This is a genomic window from Methylosarcina fibrata AML-C10, from assembly GCF_000372865.1.
In the GTDB taxonomy this organism is placed as follows: domain Bacteria; phylum Pseudomonadota; class Gammaproteobacteria; order Methylococcales; family Methylomonadaceae; genus Methylosarcina; species Methylosarcina fibrata.
The window spans coordinates 4,325,963-4,349,522 of the sequence record NZ_KB889965.1 but is presented as its reverse complement, the minus strand read 5'-3'; the positions used below and the strand labels follow the sequence as shown (position 1 = coordinate 4,349,522).

Sequence of the window (23,560 nt, the reverse complement as noted above, 5' to 3'; positions counted from 1 at the left end):
CTTGTATGCGCAAAGATAACAAGCCCACAATCACTCGTTATCAAGAATGCGCTTTTTAAAGTCCAGAAGATATTCGTCCTCCGGGGCTTTCTTGAAAGCCTTGTTGAACAGTTTCCTGGCTTCGTCCTTTCGACCCAATGTCCACAGCACTTCGGCCAGATGCGCAGCAATCTCGTTCTCCGGCTGCTTGGCATAGGCCTGTTCGAGATAGATCAAGGCTTTGGCCGGCTTGCCCAATTTAAACTGCAACCATCCGTAGCTGTCCATAATGACCGGCTCGTCAGGTTGCAGCGTCAGGGCTTTGATCAGATATTTTTCGGCTTCGGCGTAACGATCGGGATAATCCAGCAGCGAGTAGCCCAGCGCGTTCAACGCTTCGGCGCTGTTCGGATTGGTTGCCAGGATTTTTTTCAGATCGGCCTCCAGGATATCCATCCGGCCCAGCCGTTCCGCCATCAAGGCGCGAGTGTACAAGATGTCCTTGTCGCCTGGAAATTGTGTTAAAAAATCAGTCAATAATTTAAAAGCCTCTTCATAGCGCTTTTGGTGACTGAGCATTTCCACCTGCAGCAGCCGTATCCGGACGATTTGCTTCGGAAACCGCTCCTCCATTATTTTCAGCCGGGGAGCGACTTCTTCATACCGCTTGTCCTTGATCAGCAGCGACACCGCCGAAAGTGAGGCTTCAAATTCAAACGGTCCTTCGGTGACTTTATCGAACCACTCTATCGCTTTTTGCACATTTTCATGTTTTTCTTCGAGCTTACCCAGGTAAAAACTGGCCTGATACCGCCATTTAGGCTGTTCCAGCAGCTTGGTGAAAACTTCTTCAGCCTTGTCATCCCTGTCCAGTTGAAAATACAGTAAACCGAGAGCAAATTGACTTTCGACGTCTTCCGGATTGCGCGTCACCAATTTTTGATAAACTTCGACCGCCGTCTCGTAGTCGGCCTTCTTGATCAACAACTGAGCATACATCTTGCTGATCTTGTCGTTGTCCGGATATTTGGCGGAGGCGTTGCGCAACAATTCCGCCGCCTTGTTCATATCGCCGGACAACGCGGCTATCTGAGCCTGAAATATCAGAGCCTTGTCCCAGTCCGGCTGAATCATCAGAGCCTGCCGGATCTTATGTTCGGCCACATCCTGCTTTTTCATCTGCATCGCCAGCAGGGACTGCACGTACAAAACGGTCGACTGCTTTGGATTGTTTACCGATATCGACTCCAGCACGTCATACAAAAAATCGGTCTTGCCCTCCTCTTGCAGCGCGGTCGCCAACTCCAGCACCGTGTTTTCGAAATCGGCGGGGTCAATGGCAAGAATCTTGTTCAAGTGTTCTAACGAGGCCTGTTTATCCTGGGCCCGCAGAGCGGTCAATGCCGCCAGCTTTCTGGCCGTCGGATTGTCGGGGTCATTCTTCAGCCATAAATTCAGGGCGCGGTTTAATTTTTTGTTGTCCTTCATGTACATCGCGATCATGGCCGCTCTTTCCGCAGGTTTCGGATCCTTGACGCGCCTGGCGGCCTCCATATAACCTTGGTAAGCGATGTCGTAATGCCCTCTCTGCCCGGCAATTTCCGCCGACAACAAGATGAACAAGACGTCGGGATCAATCGCCGTCCTGGCTTCGCTGGTTGATGTTTTTTCACTGGCTTTGTCCGGGCTGGCTGGAACCGGAAATTCTTTCGGGGCGCCTGGCTTTTCCGGAGAAGCAGCGCAAGCATTAAGTAAAACCAAAGCAACCACTGAAAACAATCTGAAAATTAACACGCAAACATCCTAAATTTATAATCTGATTATAATTATCGGAAAAATCAACCGATTCGGAAACCGGATTCAATCGATTTGGCTTAAGCCGTTATATTTTTTTACAATACGCCGACATAATATACTGTGATTTTTAAATAATACTGCGATTTTTGTTAAAACAAGCCGATCGCAGCGATTATCGCTTTCATAACATTGACACCATGACACTTCTTGCAGTTGGGATTAATTACACTACCGCGCCGCTCGCCGTCCGCGAACGTCTGGCCTATCCTACCGAGATACTGCAACCTTCCCTTCAGGACCTGCTGAAAGTTAAAGGCATCAGCGAAGCCGCCATCCTGTCGACCTGCAACCGCACCGAGCTTTATTGTACTGCGAGCACGGCCAATCAGCAGATACTGGTCGATTGGGTCGCCCAAAACAGAAACATCGACCCGGGCGATTTTACGCCCTACCTGTATTCGCATATCGACAGCCAATTGATTCGCCACATGTTCCGCGTGGCCTGTGGACTGGATTCCATGATCCTGGGCGAACCGCAAATCCTCGGCCAGATGAAATCCGCCTACCAGGCCGCCAGCCAGGCCGGCACCCTGGGCAAACGCCTGGGAAAACTGTTTCAGCATACTTTCATGGCGGCCAAGAAGGTACGCACCGATACCGCCATAGGATCCAGTCCGGTTTCGGTGGCCTTTGCCGCCGTCCAACTGGCGCAACAGATTTTCGATAAGCTGAGTGAACAAACCGCGCTCCTGATCGGTGCCGGCGAAACGATCGAATTAACGGCACGGCACCTTGTCCAGCTCGGCATCGGCCGCATCATCATCGCCAACCGCACCTATGACAAAGCCCATACTCTGGCCACGCAATTCAACGGGTACGCCATCGCCCTGTCGGAATTACCCAGCCATTTGGAGGAAGCGGACATCGTCATTTCCTCGACCGCCAGCCAGCTCCCTATTTTAGGAAAGGGACGAGTCGAAAGCGCGCTCAAAAAACGCAAACACAAGCCCATGTTCATGGTGGATCTTGCCGTTCCCCGCGATATAGAGCCGGAAGTCGAACAGCTCAGGGACGTTTACCTGTATACGGTAGACGATCTCCAGAACACGATCAATCAGAACATGAACTCTCGCCGGCAAGCGGCGGAACAGGCCGAAGAAATCATCGAAACCCAGGTGGATTATTTCTTGAACTGGCTTCGTGCCCAGGGCGCTCAATCGACGATTCGCGATTACCGCAATCAAGCCGAACTCATCCGCGACGAAGCCCTGCAAAAAGCCCTGGCTCAACTCAAAAACGGCGCTTCGCCGGAAGAAGCGTTGAACCGTCTCGCGCACAGCCTGACCAACAAACTATTGCACACGCCCAGCACTCAAATTCGGGAAGCCGCCGAAAACGACCGGCGCGACCTGATTGCGGCGGCCCGGGAAATTTTCAAATTACAGTAAACTCAATGAAGCCTTCGATAAAAAACCGATTAGAAAACCTGAGCGAACGCTACGACGAAATCGCCGCCCTCCTATCCCAGCCCGAAGTACAAAGCAATCAAAAACAACAGCGTTCGTTAAGCCAGGAGTACGCTCAAATCGGCCCGCTGGTCGATTGCTACCGGCGCTACGAGCAAGTCTTGTCGATGCTGGCCTCCGCCAGGGAAATGAGCAATGACAGCGATCCCGAGCTGAGAGAACTGGCCAAAGAAGAAGCGAACGAAGCCGGAAGTCTGATCGAATCGCTGGAACAGGAATTGCAGATTCTGCTGCTGCCGAAAGATCCGAACGACAATCGCAACATATTTCTGGAAATCCGCGCCGGCACGGGCGGCGACGAAGCGGCCATTTTTTCCGGCGATCTGTCCCGCATGTATCAACGCTATGCGGAGAAAAAAGGCTGGCAAACCGAAGTCATCAGCGAAAGCCCCGGGGATCACGGCGGCTACAAGGAAATCATTCTGCGTGTATCCGGGCGGGACGTTTATTCGCAATTGAAATTCGAATCCGGCACGCACCGGGTGCAGCGGGTTCCCGAGACCGAATCGCAGGGCCGCATCCACACCTCGGCCTGCACCGTGGCGATCATGCCCGAAGTCGAGGAAGTCGATGCCATCGAGATCAATCCCGCCGATCTTCGGATCGACACCTACCGCGCCTCGGGCGCCGGCGGCCAGCACGTCAACCGGACCGAATCCGCGATACGCATCACCCACCTTCCCAGCGGCGTGGTCGTGGAATGCCAGGATGAACGCTCGCAACACAAAAACCGGGCACGGGCCATGTCCCTGCTGCAATCGCGGCTGTTGGCGGCGGAGCAGGAAAAACACCACGCCGAGCAGTCGGCGACGCGAAAACTGCAAGTCGGCAGCGGCGACCGCTCCGAACGCATTCGCACCTACAACTACCCGCAGGGCCGCCTGACCGACCATCGCATCAATTTAACCTTGTACAAACTGGACGACATCATGCAGGGCGGACTGGAACAGGTGGTTCAACCCTTGATCAGCGAGCATCAGGCCGAACTGTTGACGCAACTGGGAGAAGAGGCCTAGCATCATGCCCGACCGTCCTCGCTCATGAACAGCATAGAATCCGCATTAAGGGAAGCGGCCGCCGACCTGCACCGGCTTTCCGAATCGCCCCGGCTGGAAGCGGAAATCCTGTTGGCCGAAACTCTCGGCAAAGCCCGGTCGCATCTTCGCGCCTGGCCCGAGCACTTGCTTTCGGAGGAACAAACCGAAGCCTTCCGGACCTTGGTTCGAACCCGGCAGCAAGGCATTCCTCTCGCCTATCTGACCGGAACGCGCGAATTCTGGTCCCGTGATTTCATCGTCACTCCCGACGTGCTGATTCCCAGGCCGGAGACCGAACTGTTGATCGAACTCAGCCTGCAACGAATCCCGGACGATCGATCCGTTAAAGTGATCGATCTGGGCACCGGCTCCGGCATCATCGCGATCACGCTGGCTGCAGAACGGCCGCTGGCCGACGTGGTCGCAGTCGATTTCAGCCTGCCGGCACTGAGCATCGCGCAACGGAACGCCGAAAAGCACCGTATCCGCAATGTCCGCTTTTGCCGGAGCGACTGGTTTGCCGACGTCCCGGACACACAGTTCGACTTGATCGTCAGCAATCCGCCGTACATCGCCGAGAACGACGGCCATCTTGAACAAGGTGATCTACGCTTCGAACCGAAAACCAGCCTGTGCGCCCCGGAACAGGGGCTGGCCGACATCCGCCGCATCGCCGATACGGCCCGGGCACGCCTGGTTCCGGGCGGCCATCTCTTGATCGAGCACGGCTATGACCAGAAGCAGGCGGCGCAATCCGTTTTTAAAGCGTTCGGCTATGCCGAGGTGGAAACCTGTTATGATCTGTCGGGCCAGCCCCGCGTGACTTACGGTCGATACGGTTCGAGCCGCAGCCCGGAGCCGGCCTGAAGCAAGGAACCGATTCTCTTTTCATCTTTCGGCCCGTCATTTTCAATTGATCAAGGCAAACCATGCGCCAACAAGAAATCCAGCTACCACGAAAACTGACCAATCAACTGCTGCATCTGGCCCAGATTTCTCCCGACCGGGAAATCTGCGGACTCATAGGGAGCAAAAACGGCGTCCCGAACACCTGCTATCCGATTGAAAACGTCGATCCGCATCCGGAACACCGCTTTCTGCTCGACGCCAGACAGCAAATCGCCGCCATGTCCCAGATGCGCAATCAGGGCGAAGAGTTGTTTGCCGTTTATCATTCCCATCCTACCGCCCCGGCCATACCTTCGGCCGCCGATCTGGAGCAGGCCGCCTATCCCGAAGCGCTCTATCTGATCATTTCACTGAACACGAAGGGCATCCTGGAAATGCGGGGCTTTAAAATTTCCGGGCAACAAGCGGCCGAAATCACTCTGACATTGAGCGAAGAATGATAAATATTTTCAATCTTGAAGATTTTCTTCTCACAAGAATCCGGAATTTTGTTTGCTTGCGAAATTATCATAAAAACAGTTGACGATAACACTTAAGACCGTTATCATAGTCAGCTCTTCAAGGGTGGTTGAGAACGTCACAAGCCATTTAGTCGAAGATCGTCGGGGTATAGCGCAGTCTGGTAGCGCGCCTGCTTTGGGAGCAGGATGTCGGGGGTTCGAATCCCTCTACCCCGACCATTTAGCGCTTGTAGCTCAGCCGGATAGAGCATCGGCCTTCTAAGCCGAGGGTCGCAGGTTCGAGTCCTGCCAAGCGCGCCATTTCTTGAATACGTCTGAATTTCTATAATGGTGAGCGTAGCTCAGTTGGCAGAGCACTGGATTGTGATTCCGGTTGTCGTGGGTTCGAGCCCCATCGTTCACCCCATTCAAATCAAACACTTGTTTCTTTAGATTCCCTTCGTTTCGTTCGATTGGTTGCAATTCTGGTTGCAATTGTCCGGATTAATAGCCTCTATCGCGTCATTCCGGCAAGCAATGAGCTGTCGTGATGTTGGCCATGCCGAAAGTTCTCCGAACGTTTTCCTCGATCAAAGCGATGATGTTGCCTTGACAGGCCATGCCGTCTATCTGCTGCAACTCCGTTTCGATTTCTGCTTGTTGGGCTTCCGATAAGGTGAGCAGAGCTCTAAACAGAGAAACAGCGTCTCTTTTCTTCAAGCCTTTAAAATCAAATTCTGTTTAAACCTTTTTATATTCCTGAAAATAACGTCTAGATAAGGCATGGAAGTCGAAAAAAGTGTCGATGAGAGTACCGTTTAACCATTATCCATCCTGAACTGGTTAAAGAATGCGGACTGCTGTATATTTGCAGTACACGACTGTAACGCCAAAACGCCAGGCGCTCACCCATGGCGGCGACTAGAACGACGACGTTGACTTTGCGTATCGCTCCCCTTTCAAAGAAGGTTTGCGCTTACTGACCGAAAAGAAACAGCGCAGCTTGACCAACATGATCGAAGTGATGATTCGCGATTATTGCCGGCAAAAAGGGGGGACGCTACCCGAGCAACCGGCATTATTTGCCGACAAACCCGAACAGACTCAGGATTAAACCATGCCGGAACTGCATTTTAAAGGTAAGGAATACGTTTACAATCATCATCTCAATGTGCCGTTTCGGCCATTGATCGCGCAGCCGGACCAATCAATCGGCGAGGATTCCGGCAATCTGATCATTCACGGCGACAACCTGCATGCCTTGAAAGCTTTATTGCCGCGCTATGCCGGCAAGGTGGACTGCATTTTCATCGATCCGCCGTATAACACCGGCAACGAAAACTGGTGCTACAACGACAACGTGAACAGTCCGATCATGAGGGAATGGCTGAATAGCAATCCGGTCAATCGGGAGGACATGCTGCGTCACGACAAATGGCTGGCGCTGATGTGGCCGAGGCTGAAGCTATTGCATGAACTGCTGGCCGAAACCGGCAGTTTCTGGATGACGCTGGACGACAACGAAGTGCATCGGGCCAGGATGATGCTGGATGAGATTTTTGGGGAGGAGAATTTTGTTGCGGCAATCAGTTGGCAAAATAAAGTGTCACCCGCAAACGATGCAAAATATTTCAGTGATGACTTTGATTTTATTTTGGTCTATGCGGCAAATAAATCAGCCTGGCTTCCTAATGGACTTGAAAGAACCGAAGACCAAGAAGCGTATTATTCAAACCCTGATAATGATCCACGCGGCGTTTGGAATTCAGCAACATACACTTGTAATAAAAGTCGGTTAGAGCGTCCAAGCTTATACTACCCAATTACCAATCCCTTTACTGGTGAGAAAGTTCTACCTTCGGAATCCGCTGTATGGAGATTTTCAAAAGAAAAACATCTACAACTTGAGGAGCAAGGTGCCCTTTACTGGGGAGCAAATGGAACAGCTAAAATGCCAAGATTAAAGCGATTTTTAGAGGATATGGGAAGTATCGTTCCAAGAACAGTCTGGAATTATTCTGAAGTTGGGCATACCCAAGGGGCTATGACAGAATTAAAAAATATTCTGGGTTTTACTCCTTTCCAAACGCCGAAACCTGTTTCTTTATTACAGCGCATCTTACAAATTGCTACCACAGACAACTCTGTGGTTCTGGACTCCTTCGCCGGCTCCGCCACCACCGCCCACGCGGTACTCGCCCAAAACGCCAAAGACGGCGGCAACCGCAAATTCATCCTGGTCGAATGCGAAGATTACGCCGACAGCCTGACCGCCGAGCGGGTGCGGCGAGTGATCAACGGCTACGAATTCCAGGGCACGCAAAAAGAAGAACTGTATCGGGAAAAGATTACCTGGAGCAATTTCAGCCGCGACAAAGCCCATCAGAAAATTTTGCATCAGGTCGAAGGCATCGAAAATCTGGACGGCCTGCGTTTCGACACGATCAAAAAGGAAATCAAGGACGGAGAGCTCACCGTGACCGGCGAGAAGAAAATCACCGAAAAAGTGGCCGGTTTGGGCGGCGGCTTTACTTTTTATACGTTGGGCGAACCGATCGATATCAATCATATTCTAACCGGCGAATCGTTGCCCGATTATCAAGCCTTGGGCGCATGGCTGTTTCACACGGCGACGGGACAACCTTTGCCGGCCGGTCAAACCGATGCGGGGCGCTGGTATGTCGGGGAAAGCGCGCAATATCACGTCTGGCTGATCTACCGGCCTGAGCTCGATTTTCTGAAATCGCGCGAAGCGGCTTTGACCTTGAGTTTGGCCGAGCGTATCGGCGCCAGCCATGCCGACAAACGGCATTTGGTGTTCGCGCCGGTTAAATTCGTCCCCAACAAAACGCTGTTGCCGTTGGGGGTGGAATACGCGCCGCTGCCGTTTGCGTTGTATCGCATCGAAAAAGATTAGTTTTAAGAGAGTTGACCATGCAAACCACGATTACTATTGACGATCAATTGATCGAACAGGCTACTCGGTTGGCCGATACGCAAGATCAAAGCCTAGTGATTACGATTGCCTTGAAAGAGTTTATCCAACGCCATCAAGCCCAGCCCAAGCGCAATCTGATGGATTTATACGGCTTCGGCGGGATTCGCGACGACTACGATTACAAAGCCTTGCGCAACGAGGACGGCAAAGAATGTATCTAGTCGATACGTCGGTATGGATCGATTTTATTCAGGGCAAACCCGGTCCCGCCGTTGACCCGTTACGCTCCCTGGTTCAGTCCGGCCAAGCGGTGGGCATTTGCGCCGTCATTTACCAAGAAATTTTGCAAGGGGCCGAGTCCGAACAACGCTTTGCGGCATTTCGGGATTTTTTTAATGACGTGCAGTTTTACCACCCCAAGCACTTGACGCAAAGTTATGCGCAAGCGGCCTATCTGTTTTTTTCCTGCCGCCGACAGGACCTCACGATCCGCAGCACGATTGATTGTTTGATTGCGCAAATCGCCATCGAACACGATTTAATTCTGCTGCATAGCGACAAGGATTTTACGCGCATGGCGACTGTCATTCCGCAATTGAAACTTTACCCGGCGTGAATCGATGGAACTGAAAGACTTCCAACAACAGGTGCTGGACACGTTGACGCTGTATCTGAATACCTTGAGCGAAAAAAAGGCGCTGGCGGATAAAATTGTCCAGGCCAACGCCAAGGAGCCCGACCCGGAACTGTTGCGTCCGGTGCCGGATTTTGCCGAAGCCGCCTGGAAAGCTCTCAAGGATACCGGTCATTTGCCCAAGGTGCGCGCGGCCGTGCCTTTTAGCCCAAGGCGGGATGGAGTTGGGCGAAGCGTGCCGTCGGTGTGTTTCAAAATCCCGACCGGCGGCGGCAAGACGCTGTTGGCCGCGGCCGCCGTGTCGCAGATTCAAAGCCGATGGCTCAGGCGCAATACCGGCTTTGTGCTGTGGATCGTACCGAACGAGTCGATTTACAGCCAGACCATCAAGGCGCTACGCGACCGCGAACATCCTTACCGGCAAATCCTGGACCGCGCCAGCGCCGGTAAAACCAAAATACTGGAAAAGCTGGACCGTCTGGACCAGCGCGATACCGAACAGCAATTGTGCGTGATGCTGTTGATGCTGCAATCGGCGAACCGGGAAACCAAGGAATCGCTGAAACTGTTCAAGGATCGCGGCAATATTCACGGCTTCTTCCCTCATTCGGACGATGTGCTGGCGCATGCCGGGCTATTGGACCAAATTCCCAATCTGGACGTGTACGGACAAAAGGAAATGGTCGGCGCTATCGTCAAGGATTCCTTGGGTAATGCCTTGCGGCAAATTCGTCCGGTCGTGGTGCTGGATGAAGGGCATAAAGGCTATTCCCGGTTGGCGATGGACACTTTGTACGGCTTCAATCCGTCGTTTGTGCTGGAGTTGACGGCCACGCCGGTGGATCGTGACCGGGACAATCCGCCGACTTACAGCAATTGGCTGGTGGATGTGCGCGGCACCGATCTGGACCGGGAAGAAATGGTCAAATTGCCGATGAATGTCACCGTGCAGGGCGGCGACGGCTGGCAAGCGTGTTGCCGGCAAAGCGTTGAGCAACTGAATGCCTTGCAGCGGGATGCCGAACATTTACGGGCCGAATCGGCGCGTTATATCCGGCCGATTTGCCTGGTGCAAGTGGAGCGGACCGGTAAGGAGCAACGCGATGGCCAGTTTATCCATGCCGAGGATGTCAAAGACTATTTGTTGTCTCTGGGGGTGTCCCAGGAACAGATCGCCATCAAAACGGCGGAAACAAACGATTTGAACGAACCGGAAAACCTGGATTTGCTGAGCCAGACCAATCAAGTACGCTTCATCATTACCAAACAAGCGTTACAGGAAGGCTGGGATTGCCCGTTTGCTTATATCTTATGTTCATTGGCTCCGGTGACGAGTCGCGGAGCCATCACGCAACTGGTGGGCCGAATTCTGCGGCAACCCAATACCAGCAGGACGCCGATCCAATCGCTAAACGAATGTTACGTCTTTTGTTTTCACTCCCGGACCAGCGAAGTCGTCGCGGCGATAAAAACCGGCCTCGAGCAAGACGGCATGGCCGATTTGGTTGAAAAAATCCGCGAGTCTGACAGCAGTGGTTCGGGTGGATCACCCATCGCGCGCAAAATCCGGCGCCGTCCAAAATTTCAGAACGCCAGAATTTATTTGCCTCTGGTATTGTGGGTCGAAGACAAGAGTTTCCGCCCATTGAGTTACGAAGCCGATATTTTGTATCGGATCGACTGGCAACAGATAGATGTTAGCAGCGTGGCGGAGAAATTGCCGAAAACAGGGCAAAGCGCGAATATGCAGATCATCCGCATCGATTTGGCGGACGATCCTGATGCCAAGGAGTTTGTCGAGTCGGAAGAACTCGCCAGTTTGTCGGTGGACGAGGCATTCGATCCCGCCTATGCCACGCGTGCTATTGTGGACATCGTGCCTAATCCCTGGTTGGCGCGTGCGTTGATAGGTCAAGTGCTACAAGATTTGCAACATGCCGGGTTTACCCCGGCGCAGATTACGGATATCGGTCATCGGCTTATTGAAACGCTTCGGGTTTGTTTGCTGCAAGAACGGGACAGGCTGGCCGAAGCCGTTTTTTTACAGGACGTGGAAGAAGGCCGCATTCAGTTCCGCTTGCGGACGGATCGAAATAACTGGCTGTTGCCGCGAGAATTATCCACCGCCAGACCGCCGAATAGCCCGTTACTGCAACGCAACGACGGCAAGGTCGTCGAATCCAGTTTGTTCGATCCGTTTTATAAAGACGATCTTGACGGTTACGAGCAAAAAGTCGCCTGCTACCTGGACAGTGAAAAAGCCTTGCGCTGGTGGCATCGAAACGTCGCCAAAGCCCAGGACGGATACGCGTTGCAAGGTTGGCGCAAAAATAAAGTCTATCCGGATTTCATTTTTGCCCTGACCCATCAGGACGGCCAGGAACGGTTATTGGTTTTGGAAACCAAAGGCGACCATCTCGACAACCCCGACACGGCTTACAAGAAAAAACTGTTCGGGATTTGTTCCGGGGCTTTTCGATTGGATGATGCAAAACCCGCGGGCGAGATCGAATTATTGGATGACGAAGGGGTTAAAGTAAGCTGTGCGCTGATCTTTGAAAGTAATTGGCAATCGGATTTAGCCAAGCTGATTGAGGACAATGTCAGTTAATTGTTGAAAGTCTGGACCCAATAAAGGCGAATTGTGATTCCGGTTGTCGTGGGTTCGAGCCCCATCGTTCACCCCATTCAAATCAAGATCTTCATCTTGTTCGGCAGCAAAGCCGAATCTTCTGCCGGATCGTAGCCGCACTCCTCATCCAGCCCGCATGGAGCGGAATTGCGAAGCGTATTCCGCCGGGCCGGTCTCCATAGACCGCGAGACGTTAATTCCATAACAATTGTTTATCCCCGGTAAAAATTGGGCGCTGAAAACGGCGGCAATGCTGCAATGCCGTGTTATCTGGGCATGCCGAATCAAGACGACAATCTGCCCTTCAGGTTTTCCGCAGTAAACGGCCCCGGTTCGGCGATCAGCGCCCGCGCCGCGTCGACGCGTTCCCAGACGTTCCATAACACTACGCCGCGCACCCGATGCTCCCGCAGATAATAGATCACGCCTTTTTTATGCGGCTCGATCCAATCCTCCATCGTTTCCAGGCGGGAATCGGTTTGGCCGACCGCTTCATAGCCAAGCTCAAACAAATCCGAATAAAAATGAGGAAGATGATGATAAGGCATCGAGTCGCCGGCCATGTTGCGGCCGGCGCATCGGCCCATGGTCAGCGCGTTGTCCTCGTGTTCCGCCCGCATGCGGTTTCTCAAACCGGGATTGTAGAAATTGGCGACGTCGCCGGCGGCGAAAATATCCGGGTGACCGGCGCGCAACATTTCGTCGACCGGGATGCCGTTGTCGATGGACATTCCGGCCTGCTCGAGCAAACGGACGTTGGGCTTGATGCCGATCCCGGCCACCACCGCATCGGCCTCGATGCTCCGATCGGTGCCATCAGCGCCGCGGACATTCAGGAACAATCTGTCCTGTTTGCGCGTCATCCCGGTGACTTTCTGCCGGGGCAGGACGTCAACTCCTTTGGATCGGTAATATTCGTTCAGGAACTGATGCAACTCGCGCGGAAACAGGGAGGCGCAAATGCCTTCCCCGGGAAAGAGCATGACCACTTGCTTGCCGTTCATCGCCAGCGCCGCGGCGATTTCCGAGCCGATGAAGCCGCCGCCGATCACGGCAAACCGCTGCTTTTGTTCGCTCAGTGCGCGAAGTCTCAAATAATCGTCCAGATAGCGATAATAAATGATCTCGTCTCTGCCGAACGGCAACTTGACGGTTTCTCCGCCGGTAGCGATCAGCAGTTTGTCGAAGCGATAGCTGTTTCCCTGATCATCGACGACCGTTTTATCGGCGATTGAAAGGGTCTCTGCGTTACGTCCCAGATGCAGCGTTGCTTTCAGCTCATCGATCGGATACCAGATTTTTTCGAAAGGCTTTCCCTTCCATAAGCCTTTGGAAAGCGGGGGGCGCTGGTAGGGAGGATGAGATTCCGCGCTGATCAGGCCGATGCCGCCCTCCGGATCGACGGCACGGATGCCGCACATCGCCGCGTATGCCGTCATGCCGCCGCCGACGATAAGATAACGATAGTCTGACATTTTCCACTCCCCATGGATCGAACCCGGCTGACGGGAAGAGACTCTAATAAAAAAGACTTGGAAGTTGACCGGTAGTTCCTGATTATCCGTTCCTCCGGCAATGTCCCTGTACGAATTTGGCCTGAGAAGCCATAATACCGTCCCGTCCATTGTCATGATAGAGGCAAACAATGAGTAATCCATCCATTATTGAGTATCTGTCGGCTCACGAGTTTTTCTCCGACCTCGGTGACGACGTTCTGGAATTGCTGTCCGAATGTTCGAACACGTGCCGCATCAAAAAAGGACAAATCCTGTTTCGGCAAGGCGAAAATGCGGACAAGTTCTACGTGATCCTCAATGGACGCGTCTCCGTACAAATACCGGCGATAATAGGCCCGAACCTGGAAATCCAGACTCTGAGCAAAAACCAGGTCTTGGGCTGGTCGTGGTTGATACCGCCCTATCAATGGAATTTTCAAGCCAAGGCCGAAGAGGACTCGGATTTACTTCAGTTCGCTGGGCCTGACGTACTGGCGCGGTGCGAGCAGGAGCCGAAACTGGGCTACGAGCTTCTAAAAAAGTTTGCCGGATTGATGTCGACGCGTCTCGAAGCGGCGCGCCGGAAGATGATGGACGAATGGAATCCGGCCGGATTTGCTTAGTACGAGTTGTTCGCAAAGGCCCACTTAGGCGACTCGAAATACGGTCAAAAATAACTTCCCCATGGCTAACGTAGACCTGCCGGGTTTTAAAAACCCGGCAGGTCTTTGACAGGAATCGGCGTAAGGTACGCCGTATCCGGCTATCCGTCCGTCGGCAGCGGCCTTTTTTGCGCTCGGCGTAAGCGATGGGAAAACTTGTCGGCCGTCGATCGCAAAGCCCTGTCCGAGAGCGTTCTTCGGCACCGGCCAGACGCCGATTTTTCCGGGCTCGCTTTTTGTCGAGTCCGTCTTGCTCGACGTTTGTTGACGGACGCGCAGCGGTCCGCCATCCCGGCTGATTTATCGAAGGCACGTCCAGCAAAACCAAAAAAGGAATTTTCCCCGATTCCATTCCTATCCGGCCATGAACCATGAAATAATAAGCATTTTTTAGTATTGTCATGGTTCATTCGAGAAAAAAGCACTGTATCTTTCCGATTCTCTCGTTACTGCTTCCCTTGGCGCAAGCCGCTGAAAATGAATCCACCAAACTCGACGCCTTCGAACTCCCCGAAGTCGAAGTGGTCAGCGACACGCCTCTCGGCGCCACCGGCTTGGCGCGCGAGAAAGTGTCGGGAAACGTGCAATCGGCCGAAGACGAAGACATTCACCGCCATGAAGCGCTCGATTTATCCGATTTCATGCGGCGGAATCTGGCCGGCGTCAACATCAACGACAATCAGAACAACCCTTTTCAGCCGGACATCACCTACCGCGGCTATAACGTGTCGCCCTTGCTTGGCACGCCGATCGGCATGTCGGTGTATCAGGACGGCGTACGCGTCAACGAAGCGTTCGGCGATACGGTCAATTGGGATTTGATACCGCAGAATGCGATCGCCAACATCGACCTGATCCCCGGCTCCAATCCGCTGTTCGGACTGAATACCCTGGGCGGCGCCCTGTCGGTGCGCACCAAGAGCGGCTTCAGCCATGCCGGCAGCCGCGCCCAGGCGTACGGCGGCTCGTTCGGACGCAAGGCGTTCGAGGCGGAGCATGGCGGCTATGAAGGCAATTTCGACTGGTTTTTTGCCGGCAACATTTTCGAAGACGACGGCTGGCGGCCTTTCACGCACAGCGCTTTGCACCAGGCTTTCGGCAAGGTCGGCTGGGAAAACGAAAATACCGACCTCGACCTGAGTTTCACGTTTGCCGACAACAAGTTGAACGGGGTCGGCCCGGTGCCGACGAGCGATCTCGCCGTCAACCGCGAAGCCATCTATACCGCGCCCGACACGACCGAAAATACCCTGTATTTTTTCAATCTGAAAGGCAAACACCAGTTCAGCAAGACTCTGAGCCTGGCCGGAAATGCCTATTACCGGGGCAACACGACCGATTCGGTGAACAGCAACACCGGCAATATCGATGAAACCTGCGAGACCTTGATCAATTTGACCGAATGCGCGGACGGCTCGGGAAATGCCGTCGCGCCGGCTTCGAACATCGCCAACCGCATCGTGCAGGACGGCGCCGGCATCAATGTGCAAGCCACTTCGACGCAGCCGATCTTCGCTCGCGACAATCAGTTCACGCTCGGCAGCGGCTACAACGCGAGCCGGACCCATTTTACCCAGGCGGGCCAGGACGCGATCTTCAGCCCGTCCCACGCGACGATAGGCACGGCGCCGTTCGATACCGAAGTGAACGTCAACGGCGAGAACGAATACGTCAACGCGTTCGCAACCGACACCTTCTCGGTTCTCCCCTGGCTGCACCTGAACGCCTCGGCGGGCTGGAATCAGGCCAATGTCGTGTTGCGCGACAATATCGGCACCGAATTAAACGGCAACCATACCTTCGACCGGCTCAACCCATCGGCCGGCTTCACCTTGAATCCGTTGAAGGCGCTCGGTTTCAAAACGCCGTTAAAGGAACTGACCTTTTACGGCAATTACAACGAAGGCTTCCGCGCGCCGACGCCGATCGAACTGACCTGCGCCGACCCCAACGCCCCCTGCTCGCTGCCGAACAGTTTTACCGCCGATCCGCCCTTGAAACCGGTCGTGTCGAAAACCTTCGAAGCCGGCCTGCGCGGCAAATTCGGCGACGCTCTGCAATGGCGAATGGCCTTGTACCGATCTCGGCTGAACAACGACATTTTGTTCATCAACGCCCCCGGCAGCGTGGTCGCCGGTTATTTTCAGAACGTCGGCGTGACCCAACGGCAAGGCGGCGAACTCGGTCTGAACGGCGTCTGGAAAAAGCTGAACTGGTTTCTGAATTACAGTTTCGTCGATGCCACCTACCGAACCGCGGAAACCCTCAACAACGCGGTGGGATCGGTCAACGTCAAGCCCGGCGATCGAATTCCGGGCATTCCGCAGCAGACCGTCAAATTCGGCGCCGAATACGAAATCCTGAAGGGCTGGTTTTTCGGCGGCGACCTGCAATACGTTTCCAGTCAATATCTGCGAGGCGACGATAATAACCAGTACGCCAAGGTCAACGAATACGCGATCGTGAATTTGAACACGCGCTATGCGGTGACTCAAAACGTCGAACTGTTTGCAATGGCGCGCAACGTATTTGACGCGAATTACGAAAGCTACGGCGTCGTGAACCGGAATTTTTTCAAGAACGGCTCCCCCGAAGCCTTTCTGGGGCCGGGCGCTCCGATTTCCGGCTGGGCCGGCATCCGCGTCAGATTCGAATGATCCGGAAAACATCCGGCTCGATCCCGTTGCGGGCCGGAGCCTTTTCGGTTCGCGTGTCCGGTCTGCGGCGTCCGGACGAATCGACGCGCCCGGCATGGGATCGGCTCGGAATCATATCCCAATCACGGCATGAACCTTGTAGCCACCGTCAGCTCGGGGCTTTGTTGAAATGAATTTTTAGAGTGGAGTATTCCCTGTCCTGCCGGTTTATCGGCGTTGCATGCGGATCTTTTTCAAGAATGGTTGATTGACAAGCAGATGCCGACGCTTTGATTCCATTTTTCGGTTTCCTGATTTGACTGTAGCTGTCGGCCGGCAACGCCGTGGCTTCCGAGGGGGCTTTTATCCGGGCGGCTTTCGACCGTTTACAGCAGCAAGGCGCTCCGGCTCTGGTTTGGGTTCACGCCGACTGGCGTCCGACCTGCCGCGCCCGGGAGCCGATTTTAAAAATCTACCGGGGAGCGGGATTTGCCACTCCGATAAAAACCTGGGGGCCGGTTTGATTAACGGTATCGGGAGGAGTCCCCGGAGCCGCTGTCGGCGTCGCCGAAATCCTCCGGATGGTAAATGCGGTACAGATCGTAAGGAATGACCAACGTATCGAAAACGCCGGAAAAAGGCAGGTCGAAAACCAGGATCGTACCGATCATACCTTTTACCCATCCCGGTCCCGACGAGTTCGCGCCGGAGGACGGCAGGGGCTCGCCGCCGGTCAGCTTGCCCATTTCGGCGACGTCCAGGCGCACGCCGGGATAGACCGTCCATTGATTCGCGTCGCGTTCTTCCGTTCTGGCGCGTATGCTCGAGCAGCCGACCGCAAGACTACTCGCAAGAATAACTACAGCCCATCTTTGAATATTGAATTTCATCGCCCTTTCCTTCCGATCAATAGAAGTATCGCTCTTAAAGAGAGAACTCCGGCTTGCCGGCTGCCATGAAAGCTGGGCGCCGAACTCGGCAAGCAACGGCTCTCTGCGAAGACGGCTTGCGGTCGCTTCGGCTCAAGCCGGGTGTTCGTTTCCATGAGACCGGCCCGCGCCGCTCTCGGTTCGATATAATCGGTGAAAAATCGGTTTATGTCATCATAAATTTGTAGTTTTGAACCGGAGGTTCGAAAGGAAGCGGACTGGCCCGACGTTACCGAAAGCCCTGCGAAGCCGGCTGGACAGCCTGATCTTGCCGGCCCCGGCGGCGCGCCGATTGCCATTCACGAACGCTCGAACGGGAAATAGAGAATTTTCCGGCTGCGCTTATCGGCTAACCGAAAAATGGTTAAAATTACCCACTTACCTTACCAATGAATGAGAGACAATCATGAGCTTGAAATCCAGTCTAGTAAAAATGGCGATCAAATTGGCTCCGGACATCATCGTCATCTGGGTGGCCAACATCATTCTTAAAGGCATTGCGGAATTGTCCGATTTTAGCTTCGATATCGACACGCGTCAGGCCTATGTCAAGGCCACGCTGGCGGGCGAAGAAGAGCCGATCGAGGTTTGGCTGAATGATTTTGCCATCGTCAGCGACGAGAACTCCCATCAATTGATCATACACCAGGCCCAATCGAACCGGCTCTGGCTGAATAATCTGCTCTCCCGCATCACCGGAAAGGCCTGGGAAATTCCCGAGCTGCCTCAATTCAAGGATCAAATAGAATTGGCCGCCGAGCTGTTCAAACCCGAGAGCACGGAACCGGAAGAGCGGCAAGACACCGAACGGGAAGATGACTGACCGGGGCAGTCCGGACAGAGCGAATGAATTCACGCTCCTGCGCACGAGAGCAAAAACGCTTCCACGCTATCCGCTGCCGTCACCGCTTCATCCCGACACGCCTCCGGCGGGCGGCTTAACGCGGCGGCAGGGCCGTGGCGAGTATTTCCGAGGATCCATTGAGGCATCCTCGAACTCCTGGAGACTTGAATGACGTTCCGTTTGCGCTGCCTGCCGCTTCTCGCTCTGTCGAGTGCACCCTCCCTTGCCCATGCCCATTCGGCCGTCGCCGCAACGAACGGCTGGCTGGACGGGTTTTACCATCCTCTGCACGGCTGGGATCATCTTCTGACCATGCTGGCGGTCGGCGCGTGGGCGGCGCAATGCCGGGGGCACGCCGTCTGGCGGCTTCCTCTCGCGTTCGTCGGCATGATGAGCCTCGGAGGCTTCGCCGGAGCAGGCGGCCTCTCCGTCCCCGGCGCCGAACCGATGATTCTACTGTCCGTCGCCGTCTTCGGCACGATCGTGATCGGCAACATCCGTTTCCGGACCGCCTTCAGCCTGTTCCTCGTCGTCTTTTTCGGCTTCTTTCACGGCTTTGCCCACGGCCAGGAGATGCATCCTTCGGTCAGCCTGCTGTCCTTTGCGCTGGGCTTCATCACGGCCACCCTGCTGCTGCACGGTGCAGGCATCCTGGCGATGCGCCTTGCGTTGTTCGGCGCGGCTTTTCTGATCGGCAGCGGCGCCCTCGCACAGGAGCCGATGACTTCCCCCAAGAATGCCGGCAACGGTCAGACTCCGGATACGAAACCGGAAGCGCTTCCGGAAGTCACGGTCACCGAACGCGCCGACTCCCAGCTCGGCATTGCCGACAGCGCCTCGCAAGGCAACGTCGGCCAGAAACAATTAAAATACCGCCCGATCAGTCGGCCCGGCGAAGTGCTCGAAACCGTGCCTGGCCTGATCGCTTCCCAGCACAGCGGCGAAGGCAAAGCCAACCAATATTATTTGCGCGGCTTCAATCTGGACCACGGCACCGATTTTCTGACCGAGATCGACGGCGTTCCCATCAACCAGCTTTCCCATGCCCACGGGCAGGGCTGGACCGACACCAATTTCCTCATTCCCGAACTGATCCGGACCATTCGCTACCAGAAAGGCAATTATTACGCCGAGAACGGCGACTTTTCCAGCACCGGTTCGGCCGACGTCCGTTACTTTAAGGACCTTCCGCGCAACCTGGCGAAATTCACCGGCGGCAGCTTCGATTACTACCGGGGGCTGATCGCAGGGTCGCATGCCCTCGGCGGCGGCCGGCTGCTCTACGCCGGCGAAACGGTGCACAACGACGGACCCTGGACCGTCGGCAACGACTACCTCAAATTCAACGGCGTCCTGCGCTACGGCAAGGAACAGGGCCGTTCGGGCTGGAGCCTGACCGCGATGGCGTATCAGGCCGACTGGAATTCGACCGACCAGATTCCGAAACGCGCGGCGGCTTCGGGCCTGATCGGCCGTTTCGGCACGCTCGACCCCAGCGACGGCGGCGACAGCCAGCGCTACAGCCTGACCGGCGAATGGCACCGGTCGACCGACGGAGGCGAAACCCGGGTGATGGCGTACGGTCTTTATTCCAAACTGAATTTGTTTTCGAATTTTACTTATTTCCTCGACCATCCGGTGCAGGGCGACCAGTTTGCCCAGCCCGACCGGCGCTGGACTTCAGGGCTCAAGGCCAGCCATACTCTTTTTCATCGCATCGGCGGCGCGGAATCCGAAAGCACCCTGGGCCTGCAAATCCGTCACGACCGCATCCGCAACGCCCTTCTTCTTACCCAGGCCCGGCAAGCCTACGATATCGTGCGGCAAGATGAAGTGGACGTCGGCAGCATCAGTCCCTACGCCGAAAACACAACCCGCTGGAACGACTGGCTGCGCACCCGCCTCGGCGTACGTTTCGACGGCTACCGTTTTGAAGTTGAGAACAGCAATATCTCCGCCAATAACGGCGATCGCACCGACGGCCTGATCAGCCCGAAATTCGGCCTGGCTCTCGGACCGTGGGCTCAAACCGAATTTTATCTGAACGGCGGACTCGGTTTCCACAGCAACGATGCGCGCGGCGTCAATACCCGTATCGATCCCAAATCGAAAGAAAGCGCGGCGCCGGCCGCACCGCTCGTGCGAACTTACGGCGCGGAAATCGGGATGCGCACGACCCGGTTCAAAGGCTGGCAAAGCACGCTGGCTCTCTGGTGGCTGGACATCGACTCGGAACTGCTGTTCGTCGGCGACGCCGGCACCACCGAAGTCAGCCGTCCCAGCCGGCGCTACGGCGTCGAATGGGCAAACTACTATTCACCCGCCGACTGGCTGACTTTCGACGCGGACTTCAGTTTCTCCAAAGCGCGTTTTCGAGGCGAGGATCCTACCGGTGATTTCATCCCGGGCTCCGTCGGATCGGTGATCGCCGCCGGCGCCACGGTTCATGACCTGTATGGCGGCTTTTTCGGCGGCCCCCGCCTGCGTTACTTCGGCCCGCGCTCATTAACGGAAGACAACAGCGTGCGGTCCGACCCGACCCTCCTGGTCTCGGCAATGCTGGGCTACCGCTTCGACAAGGTCTGGACGGTTCAGGCCGAACTCTTCAACTTGCTGAATCGAAAAGACAGCGCGATCGACTACTATTACGCCTCCCGTCTTCCGGGCGAGGCGGGTGACGGGATCAACGACATTCATTTTCACCCGGTCGAACCCGTCAGTTTCCGATTGACGCTAACGGCGCAATACTGACGAGCCTGCCGGAACGACGGACTCTTATGACAGGGAGCGATTCGTCCGAAGAAAGTCCGGAGCGCGGACTTAAAATGATACAATCGGATTCATTTTGTAGCAGCGAACCGGGCAGGCCGCCCTCTTTCCGGCCGAGAACCCATCTCTTCGATTTCAAGCAATGAAAGAACAAATAAAAATTTTATTAGTCGATGACCATGCGGTCGTGCGGGCGGGGTTTCGCATGCTGCTGGCAACGGCGGAACACGTCGAGGTCGTAGCCGAAGCCGAACGGGGCGAACAGGCTTGTCAATTGTATCTGGAAAAGCAGCCGGACGTGGTGGTGCTCGACTTGTCGATGCCGGGCATCGGCGGGCTCGAATGCATCCGGCGCATTTGCTATCGCGACGACCAGGCCAAAATCCTGGTGTTCAGCGTTCACAATGAAATGGTCTACGTCGACCGCGCCCTCAACGCCGGAGCGAAAGGCTACATCACCAAGAACAGCGCCCCCGGCATCCTGGTCGAAGCCATTCAGCGGATCGCCCAAGGCGGCCGTTACATCGAACAAGGCTTGAAAATCACCCCGCCCACGGCCGCCCAGGAGATCGATTACCGCTCTCTGATCGATTCCCTGTCCGCCAGGGAATTCGACGTGTTCCTGCTGCTGGCCAAAGGACTGACTGCACACAGAGTGGCCGACGAGCTCTGCCTCGGCTATAAAACCGTCGCCAATTACGGCACCCAGATCCGCGGCAAACTCAAGGTGTCCACGGCCGCCGAACTGGCTCATATCGCGATGGTGCTGGGGATGTTGGAGAAATAAACCGGCAAGCCACGCAAATATTGAAATTTTCCCTGAGCCAATCGGGAAATTGACCCGATACTCCTGCAATCCAATTCACGATAATGACGCTTTTTGTTCGAGGCAATTATAACCATGAAGCGGATTCCATTATCTCTACTCGGTATTTTCCTGTTTCCCCCGGCATCTTTCGCGCACGGGCCAACTCCTCAGAAAGCCAAAGAAAGCATTACCGTCAACGCGTCGGTCGATACGGTCTGGAATGCGGTCAAGCAATTCGACGCTATTTCGGCCTGGCATCCGGACGTGAAGGCCAGCCTGGGCGACGGTAAGCACGAATCGGGCGGAACCCGCACCATTACTTTGCAGAATGACGGTCAACTGGTGGAAGAGCTCGACTATTACAACGATCGGCAGCACGAGTACAGCTATCGCCTGAAAACCGAGAACGTGAAGGCTTTTCCGGCAAGTTCCTATTCGATAGAACTCCAGGTCAAGCCCGGAGACAACGCCGGCCATAGCGTAGTGACGCTGAAAAGCCGCTATTACCGGGGCGATACCGGCAATACGCCGCCGGAAAATCTGAACGATGAAGCCGCGGTGAAAGCGATGACCCAATTTTTCAAGAATGGACTCGCGGGTCTAAAGCAGAAACTGGAACAATAACAGGTCAAATAATCCCGGCCTATTCTTGATTCACGTTAATAAGACCTTGCCGGCTCGCCAGCAAGGTCAATTCGGTCAGAGTTTCCACACCCAGTTTTTCCTTGATCGCCGTGCCGTGATTGCACACTGTCTTGTAGCTGAGACAGAGCTTTTCGGCCGCTTTCCGAACGGTATAGCCGTTCGCCAGGAGGCAGAAAACGTCAAACTCTCTGGGCGACAACTGCTTGATTTTTTCCGACTCGTCCTGATCCATGGCCAGGGAAACCGCCAGTTGCTGAGCCAGCTCCGGCTCCACGTAAGTTCCGCCCTGAGAGATTTTACAAACTGCCGTCATCAGCGTTTCCGGAACGCTGCTTTTGGTAATGTAACCTTTGGCGCCGGCTTTGAGGGCGCGAGTGACGTACACCAGTTCGTTATGAATGCTGAAGACCAGGATTTTACAGGAAGGATCGCGGACGAGCAGCCTTCGGATGGTCTCAAAACCGCCGATGCCCGGCATCGACAAATCCATCACCACCAAATCCGGAAGATGTTGAGTATAAAGCTGGCAGGCAGTTTCCCCACGGTCGGCCTCGTAAATCTGCTCGATCCGGTTGGACAGAGCCAAATAGGTTTTATAGCCTGCCCTGACCACGGCATGATCGTCCACCAATAAAACGCTTATTTTTCCCGACACTCGCCGACTCCCCGGTTAAATCTAAAATAATGCCGGTTTAAGCAGAGCAAGCCTATGGGAGATTTTCCTATTTTGGCGGTCGCCTGCGGACAAGACAATTTCTCGGCTGGTTTCAAGATTTTTTCCCGATGATTTCCGGGTTTCTTCCGTAACGATTCTTTACGCCCCTCCATTAACATTATCCGGGCAGAGACCTGCGTCTTGTAGCGCCCCCCCTATATGCT

General features: G+C 54.8%; 22 protein-coding genes and 3 tRNA genes. 19 read left to right on the top strand and 6 right to left on the bottom strand.

The genetic code is table 11. The annotated features are described in order from the left end of the window. Window positions 1-30 precede the first annotated feature (30 nt). On the bottom strand, window positions 31-1,773 hold the full coding sequence (locus A3OW_RS0120430) for a tetratricopeptide repeat protein (RefSeq protein ID WP_020565319.1): 1,743 nt from the start codon (window positions 1,771-1,773) through the stop codon (window positions 31-33). 200 nt (window positions 1,774-1,973) lie between these two features. Here A3OW_RS0120430 and hemA point away from each other — a divergent pair, with 200 nt between their 5' ends. From hemA to A3OW_RS0120395, 7 genes are all read left to right on the top strand, one after another. Next, a complete protein-coding gene (hemA, locus tag A3OW_RS0120425) occupies window positions 1,974-3,224 on the top strand; it encodes a glutamyl-tRNA reductase (RefSeq protein ID WP_026223767.1) in 1,251 nt (416 codons plus the stop codon). 5 nt (window positions 3,225-3,229) lie between these two features. Next, window positions 3,230-4,318, top strand: coding sequence for a peptide chain release factor 1 (prfA, locus tag A3OW_RS0120420; RefSeq protein ID WP_020565317.1), 1,089 nt, complete (start codon window positions 3,230-3,232; stop codon window positions 4,316-4,318). A gap of 24 nt (window positions 4,319-4,342) precedes the next feature. Next, window positions 4,343-5,206 (top strand): peptide chain release factor N(5)-glutamine methyltransferase, encoded by an 864-nt coding sequence (gene prmC, locus A3OW_RS0120415; RefSeq protein ID WP_020565316.1) that lies wholly within the window; start codon window positions 4,343-4,345, stop codon window positions 5,204-5,206. Between the two features lie 62 nt (window positions 5,207-5,268). Further along, complete coding sequence (locus tag A3OW_RS0120410; protein WP_020565315.1) at window positions 5,269-5,688, top strand: Mov34/MPN/PAD-1 family protein; 420 nt, start codon at window positions 5,269-5,271, stop codon at window positions 5,686-5,688. Window positions 5,689-5,851: 163 nt separating this feature from the next. Next, window positions 5,852-5,928, top strand: a tRNA-Pro gene (locus tag A3OW_RS0120405). Between the two features lie 4 nt (window positions 5,929-5,932). Then, window positions 5,933-6,009: transfer RNA gene (locus A3OW_RS0120400), tRNA-Arg, on the top strand. A gap of 30 nt (window positions 6,010-6,039) precedes the next feature. Beyond that, window positions 6,040-6,115, top strand: a tRNA-His gene (locus A3OW_RS0120395). Between the two features lie 95 nt (window positions 6,116-6,210). On the opposite strand, the gene A3OW_RS0120390 is transcribed toward A3OW_RS0120395, so the two are convergent. Next, complete coding sequence (locus tag A3OW_RS0120390; RefSeq protein WP_020565314.1) at window positions 6,211-6,408, bottom strand: hypothetical protein; 198 nt, start codon at window positions 6,406-6,408, stop codon at window positions 6,211-6,213. A 250-nt stretch (window positions 6,409-6,658) separates the two neighbouring features. Between A3OW_RS0120390 and A3OW_RS27385 the strand changes: the two genes are divergently transcribed. The 5 genes from A3OW_RS27385 (at window position 6,659) to A3OW_RS0120365 (ending at window position 11,871) form a co-directional block, all read left to right on the top strand. Further along, entirely contained in the window at window positions 6,659-6,802 is a 144-nt protein-coding gene (locus tag A3OW_RS27385) for an acetate and sugar kinases/Hsc70/actin family protein (protein WP_020565313.1), read from the top strand. 147 nt (window positions 6,803-6,949) lie between these two features. Beyond that, window positions 6,950-8,605 carry a site-specific DNA-methyltransferase gene (locus A3OW_RS0120380; protein WP_198291345.1) on the top strand — a complete coding sequence of 552 codons (1,656 nt, stop codon included), beginning with the start codon at window positions 6,950-6,952 and terminating at the stop codon, window positions 8,603-8,605. A gap of 17 nt (window positions 8,606-8,622) precedes the next feature. After that, entirely contained in the window at window positions 8,623-8,847 is a 225-nt protein-coding gene (locus A3OW_RS0120375; RefSeq protein WP_020565311.1) for a type II toxin-antitoxin system VapB family antitoxin, read from the top strand. Next, a complete protein-coding gene (gene vapC, locus A3OW_RS0120370; protein WP_020565310.1) occupies window positions 8,838-9,242 on the top strand; it encodes a type II toxin-antitoxin system VapC family toxin in 405 nt (134 codons plus the stop codon). Before A3OW_RS0120375 ends, vapC begins: the two co-directional genes overlap by 10 nt. 4 nt (window positions 9,243-9,246) lie before the next feature. Further along, window positions 9,247-11,871, top strand: a complete 2,625-nt coding sequence (locus A3OW_RS0120365; RefSeq protein WP_020565309.1) for a DEAD/DEAH box helicase — start codon at window positions 9,247-9,249, stop codon at window positions 11,869-11,871. 305 nt (window positions 11,872-12,176) lie between these two features. Here the strand turns inward: A3OW_RS0120365 and A3OW_RS0120360 are convergent, their stop codons facing one another. Beyond that, a complete protein-coding gene (locus A3OW_RS0120360; protein WP_020565308.1) occupies window positions 12,177-13,367 on the bottom strand; it encodes an NAD(P)/FAD-dependent oxidoreductase in 1,191 nt (396 codons plus the stop codon). Between the two features lie 170 nt (window positions 13,368-13,537). Between A3OW_RS0120360 and A3OW_RS0120355 the strand changes: the two genes are divergently transcribed. The 3 genes from A3OW_RS0120355 to A3OW_RS26120 all read left to right on the top strand — a co-directional run bounded on the left by A3OW_RS0120355 (window position 13,538) and on the right by A3OW_RS26120 (window position 17,210). Continuing rightward, window positions 13,538-14,011, top strand: coding sequence for a Crp/Fnr family transcriptional regulator (locus A3OW_RS0120355; protein ID WP_020565307.1), 474 nt, complete (start codon window positions 13,538-13,540; stop codon window positions 14,009-14,011). A 440-nt stretch (window positions 14,012-14,451) separates the two neighbouring features. Continuing rightward, the gene (locus tag A3OW_RS0120350; RefSeq protein WP_020565306.1) at window positions 14,452-16,707 is read left to right on the top strand and encodes a TonB-dependent receptor; all 2,256 of its coding nucleotides are present in this window, start codon (window positions 14,452-14,454) and stop codon (window positions 16,705-16,707) included. 323 nt (window positions 16,708-17,030) lie between these two features. Then, a complete protein-coding gene (locus tag A3OW_RS26120; protein ID WP_020565304.1) occupies window positions 17,031-17,210 on the top strand; it encodes a thioredoxin domain-containing protein in 180 nt (59 codons plus the stop codon). Here A3OW_RS26120 and A3OW_RS0120335 read toward each other — a convergent pair whose 3' ends face one another. Continuing rightward, entirely contained in the window at window positions 17,211-17,576 is a 366-nt protein-coding gene (locus A3OW_RS0120335; protein WP_020565303.1) for a YceK/YidQ family lipoprotein, read from the bottom strand. It abuts the gene before it with no gap. 445 nt (window positions 17,577-18,021) lie between these two features. Between A3OW_RS0120335 and A3OW_RS0120330 the strand changes: the two genes are divergently transcribed. After that, on the top strand, window positions 18,022-18,438 hold the full coding sequence (locus A3OW_RS0120330) for a hypothetical protein (RefSeq protein ID WP_026223765.1): 417 nt from the start codon (window positions 18,022-18,024) through the stop codon (window positions 18,436-18,438). A gap of 29 nt (window positions 18,439-18,467) precedes the next feature. Here the strand turns inward: A3OW_RS0120330 and A3OW_RS28035 are convergent, their stop codons facing one another. Next, window positions 18,468-18,605: a hypothetical protein gene (locus A3OW_RS28035; protein ID WP_157385946.1), complete on the bottom strand. Its 138-nt coding sequence runs from the start codon at window positions 18,603-18,605 to the stop codon at window positions 18,468-18,470. 22 nt (window positions 18,606-18,627) lie between these two features. Here A3OW_RS28035 and A3OW_RS0120325 point away from each other — a divergent pair, with 22 nt between their 5' ends. From A3OW_RS0120325 to A3OW_RS0120315, 3 genes are all read left to right on the top strand, one after another. Further along, window positions 18,628-21,210 (top strand): TonB-dependent receptor domain-containing protein, encoded by a 2,583-nt coding sequence (locus A3OW_RS0120325; RefSeq protein ID WP_020565301.1) that lies wholly within the window; start codon window positions 18,628-18,630, stop codon window positions 21,208-21,210. Between the two features lie 160 nt (window positions 21,211-21,370). Continuing rightward, window positions 21,371-22,015, top strand: coding sequence for a response regulator (locus A3OW_RS0120320; protein WP_020565300.1), 645 nt, complete (start codon window positions 21,371-21,373; stop codon window positions 22,013-22,015). Window positions 22,016-22,129: 114 nt separating this feature from the next. Then, complete coding sequence (locus A3OW_RS0120315) at window positions 22,130-22,660, top strand: SRPBCC family protein (protein WP_020565299.1); 531 nt, start codon at window positions 22,130-22,132, stop codon at window positions 22,658-22,660. A gap of 19 nt (window positions 22,661-22,679) precedes the next feature. Here the strand turns inward: A3OW_RS0120315 and A3OW_RS0120310 are convergent, their stop codons facing one another. Continuing rightward, window positions 22,680-23,336: a response regulator gene (locus A3OW_RS0120310; RefSeq protein WP_020565298.1), complete on the bottom strand. Its 657-nt coding sequence runs from the start codon at window positions 23,334-23,336 to the stop codon at window positions 22,680-22,682. Window positions 23,337-23,560: the final 224 nt, after the last annotated feature.

Bases quoted from the DNA above. Each gene is read 5' to 3' on its own strand.
- hemA (WP_026223767.1), top strand. From the start codon at position 1,974: ATGACACTTCTTGCAGTTGGGATTAATTACACTACCGCGCCGCTCGCC.
- prfA (WP_020565317.1), top strand. From the start codon at position 3,230: ATGAAGCCTTCGATAAAAAACCGATTAGAAAACCTGAGCGAACGCTAC.
- prmC (WP_020565316.1), top strand. From the start codon at position 4,343: ATGAACAGCATAGAATCCGCATTAAGGGAAGCGGCCGCCGACCTGCAC.
- A3OW_RS0120410 (WP_020565315.1), top strand. From the start codon at position 5,269: ATGCGCCAACAAGAAATCCAGCTACCACGAAAACTGACCAATCAACTG.
- A3OW_RS0120375 (WP_020565311.1), top strand. From the start codon at position 8,623: ATGCAAACCACGATTACTATTGACGATCAATTGATCGAACAGGCTACT.
- vapC (WP_020565310.1), top strand. From the start codon at position 8,838: ATGTATCTAGTCGATACGTCGGTATGGATCGATTTTATTCAGGGCAAA.
- A3OW_RS0120365 (WP_020565309.1), top strand. From the start codon at position 9,247: ATGGAACTGAAAGACTTCCAACAACAGGTGCTGGACACGTTGACGCTG.
- A3OW_RS0120360 (WP_020565308.1), bottom strand. From the start codon at position 13,367: ATGTCAGACTATCGTTATCTTATCGTCGGCGGCGGCATGACGGCATAC.
- A3OW_RS0120355 (WP_020565307.1), top strand. From the start codon at position 13,538: ATGAGTAATCCATCCATTATTGAGTATCTGTCGGCTCACGAGTTTTTC.
- A3OW_RS0120350 (WP_020565306.1), top strand. From the start codon at position 14,452: ATGGTTCATTCGAGAAAAAAGCACTGTATCTTTCCGATTCTCTCGTTA.
- A3OW_RS0120335 (WP_020565303.1), bottom strand. From the start codon at position 17,576: ATGAAATTCAATATTCAAAGATGGGCTGTAGTTATTCTTGCGAGTAGT.
- A3OW_RS0120330 (WP_026223765.1), top strand. From the start codon at position 18,022: ATGAGCTTGAAATCCAGTCTAGTAAAAATGGCGATCAAATTGGCTCCG.
- A3OW_RS28035 (WP_157385946.1), bottom strand. From the start codon at position 18,605: ATGCCTCAATGGATCCTCGGAAATACTCGCCACGGCCCTGCCGCCGCG.
- A3OW_RS0120325 (WP_020565301.1), top strand. From the start codon at position 18,628: ATGACGTTCCGTTTGCGCTGCCTGCCGCTTCTCGCTCTGTCGAGTGCA.
- A3OW_RS0120320 (WP_020565300.1), top strand. From the start codon at position 21,371: ATGAAAGAACAAATAAAAATTTTATTAGTCGATGACCATGCGGTCGTG.
- A3OW_RS0120315 (WP_020565299.1), top strand. From the start codon at position 22,130: ATGAAGCGGATTCCATTATCTCTACTCGGTATTTTCCTGTTTCCCCCG.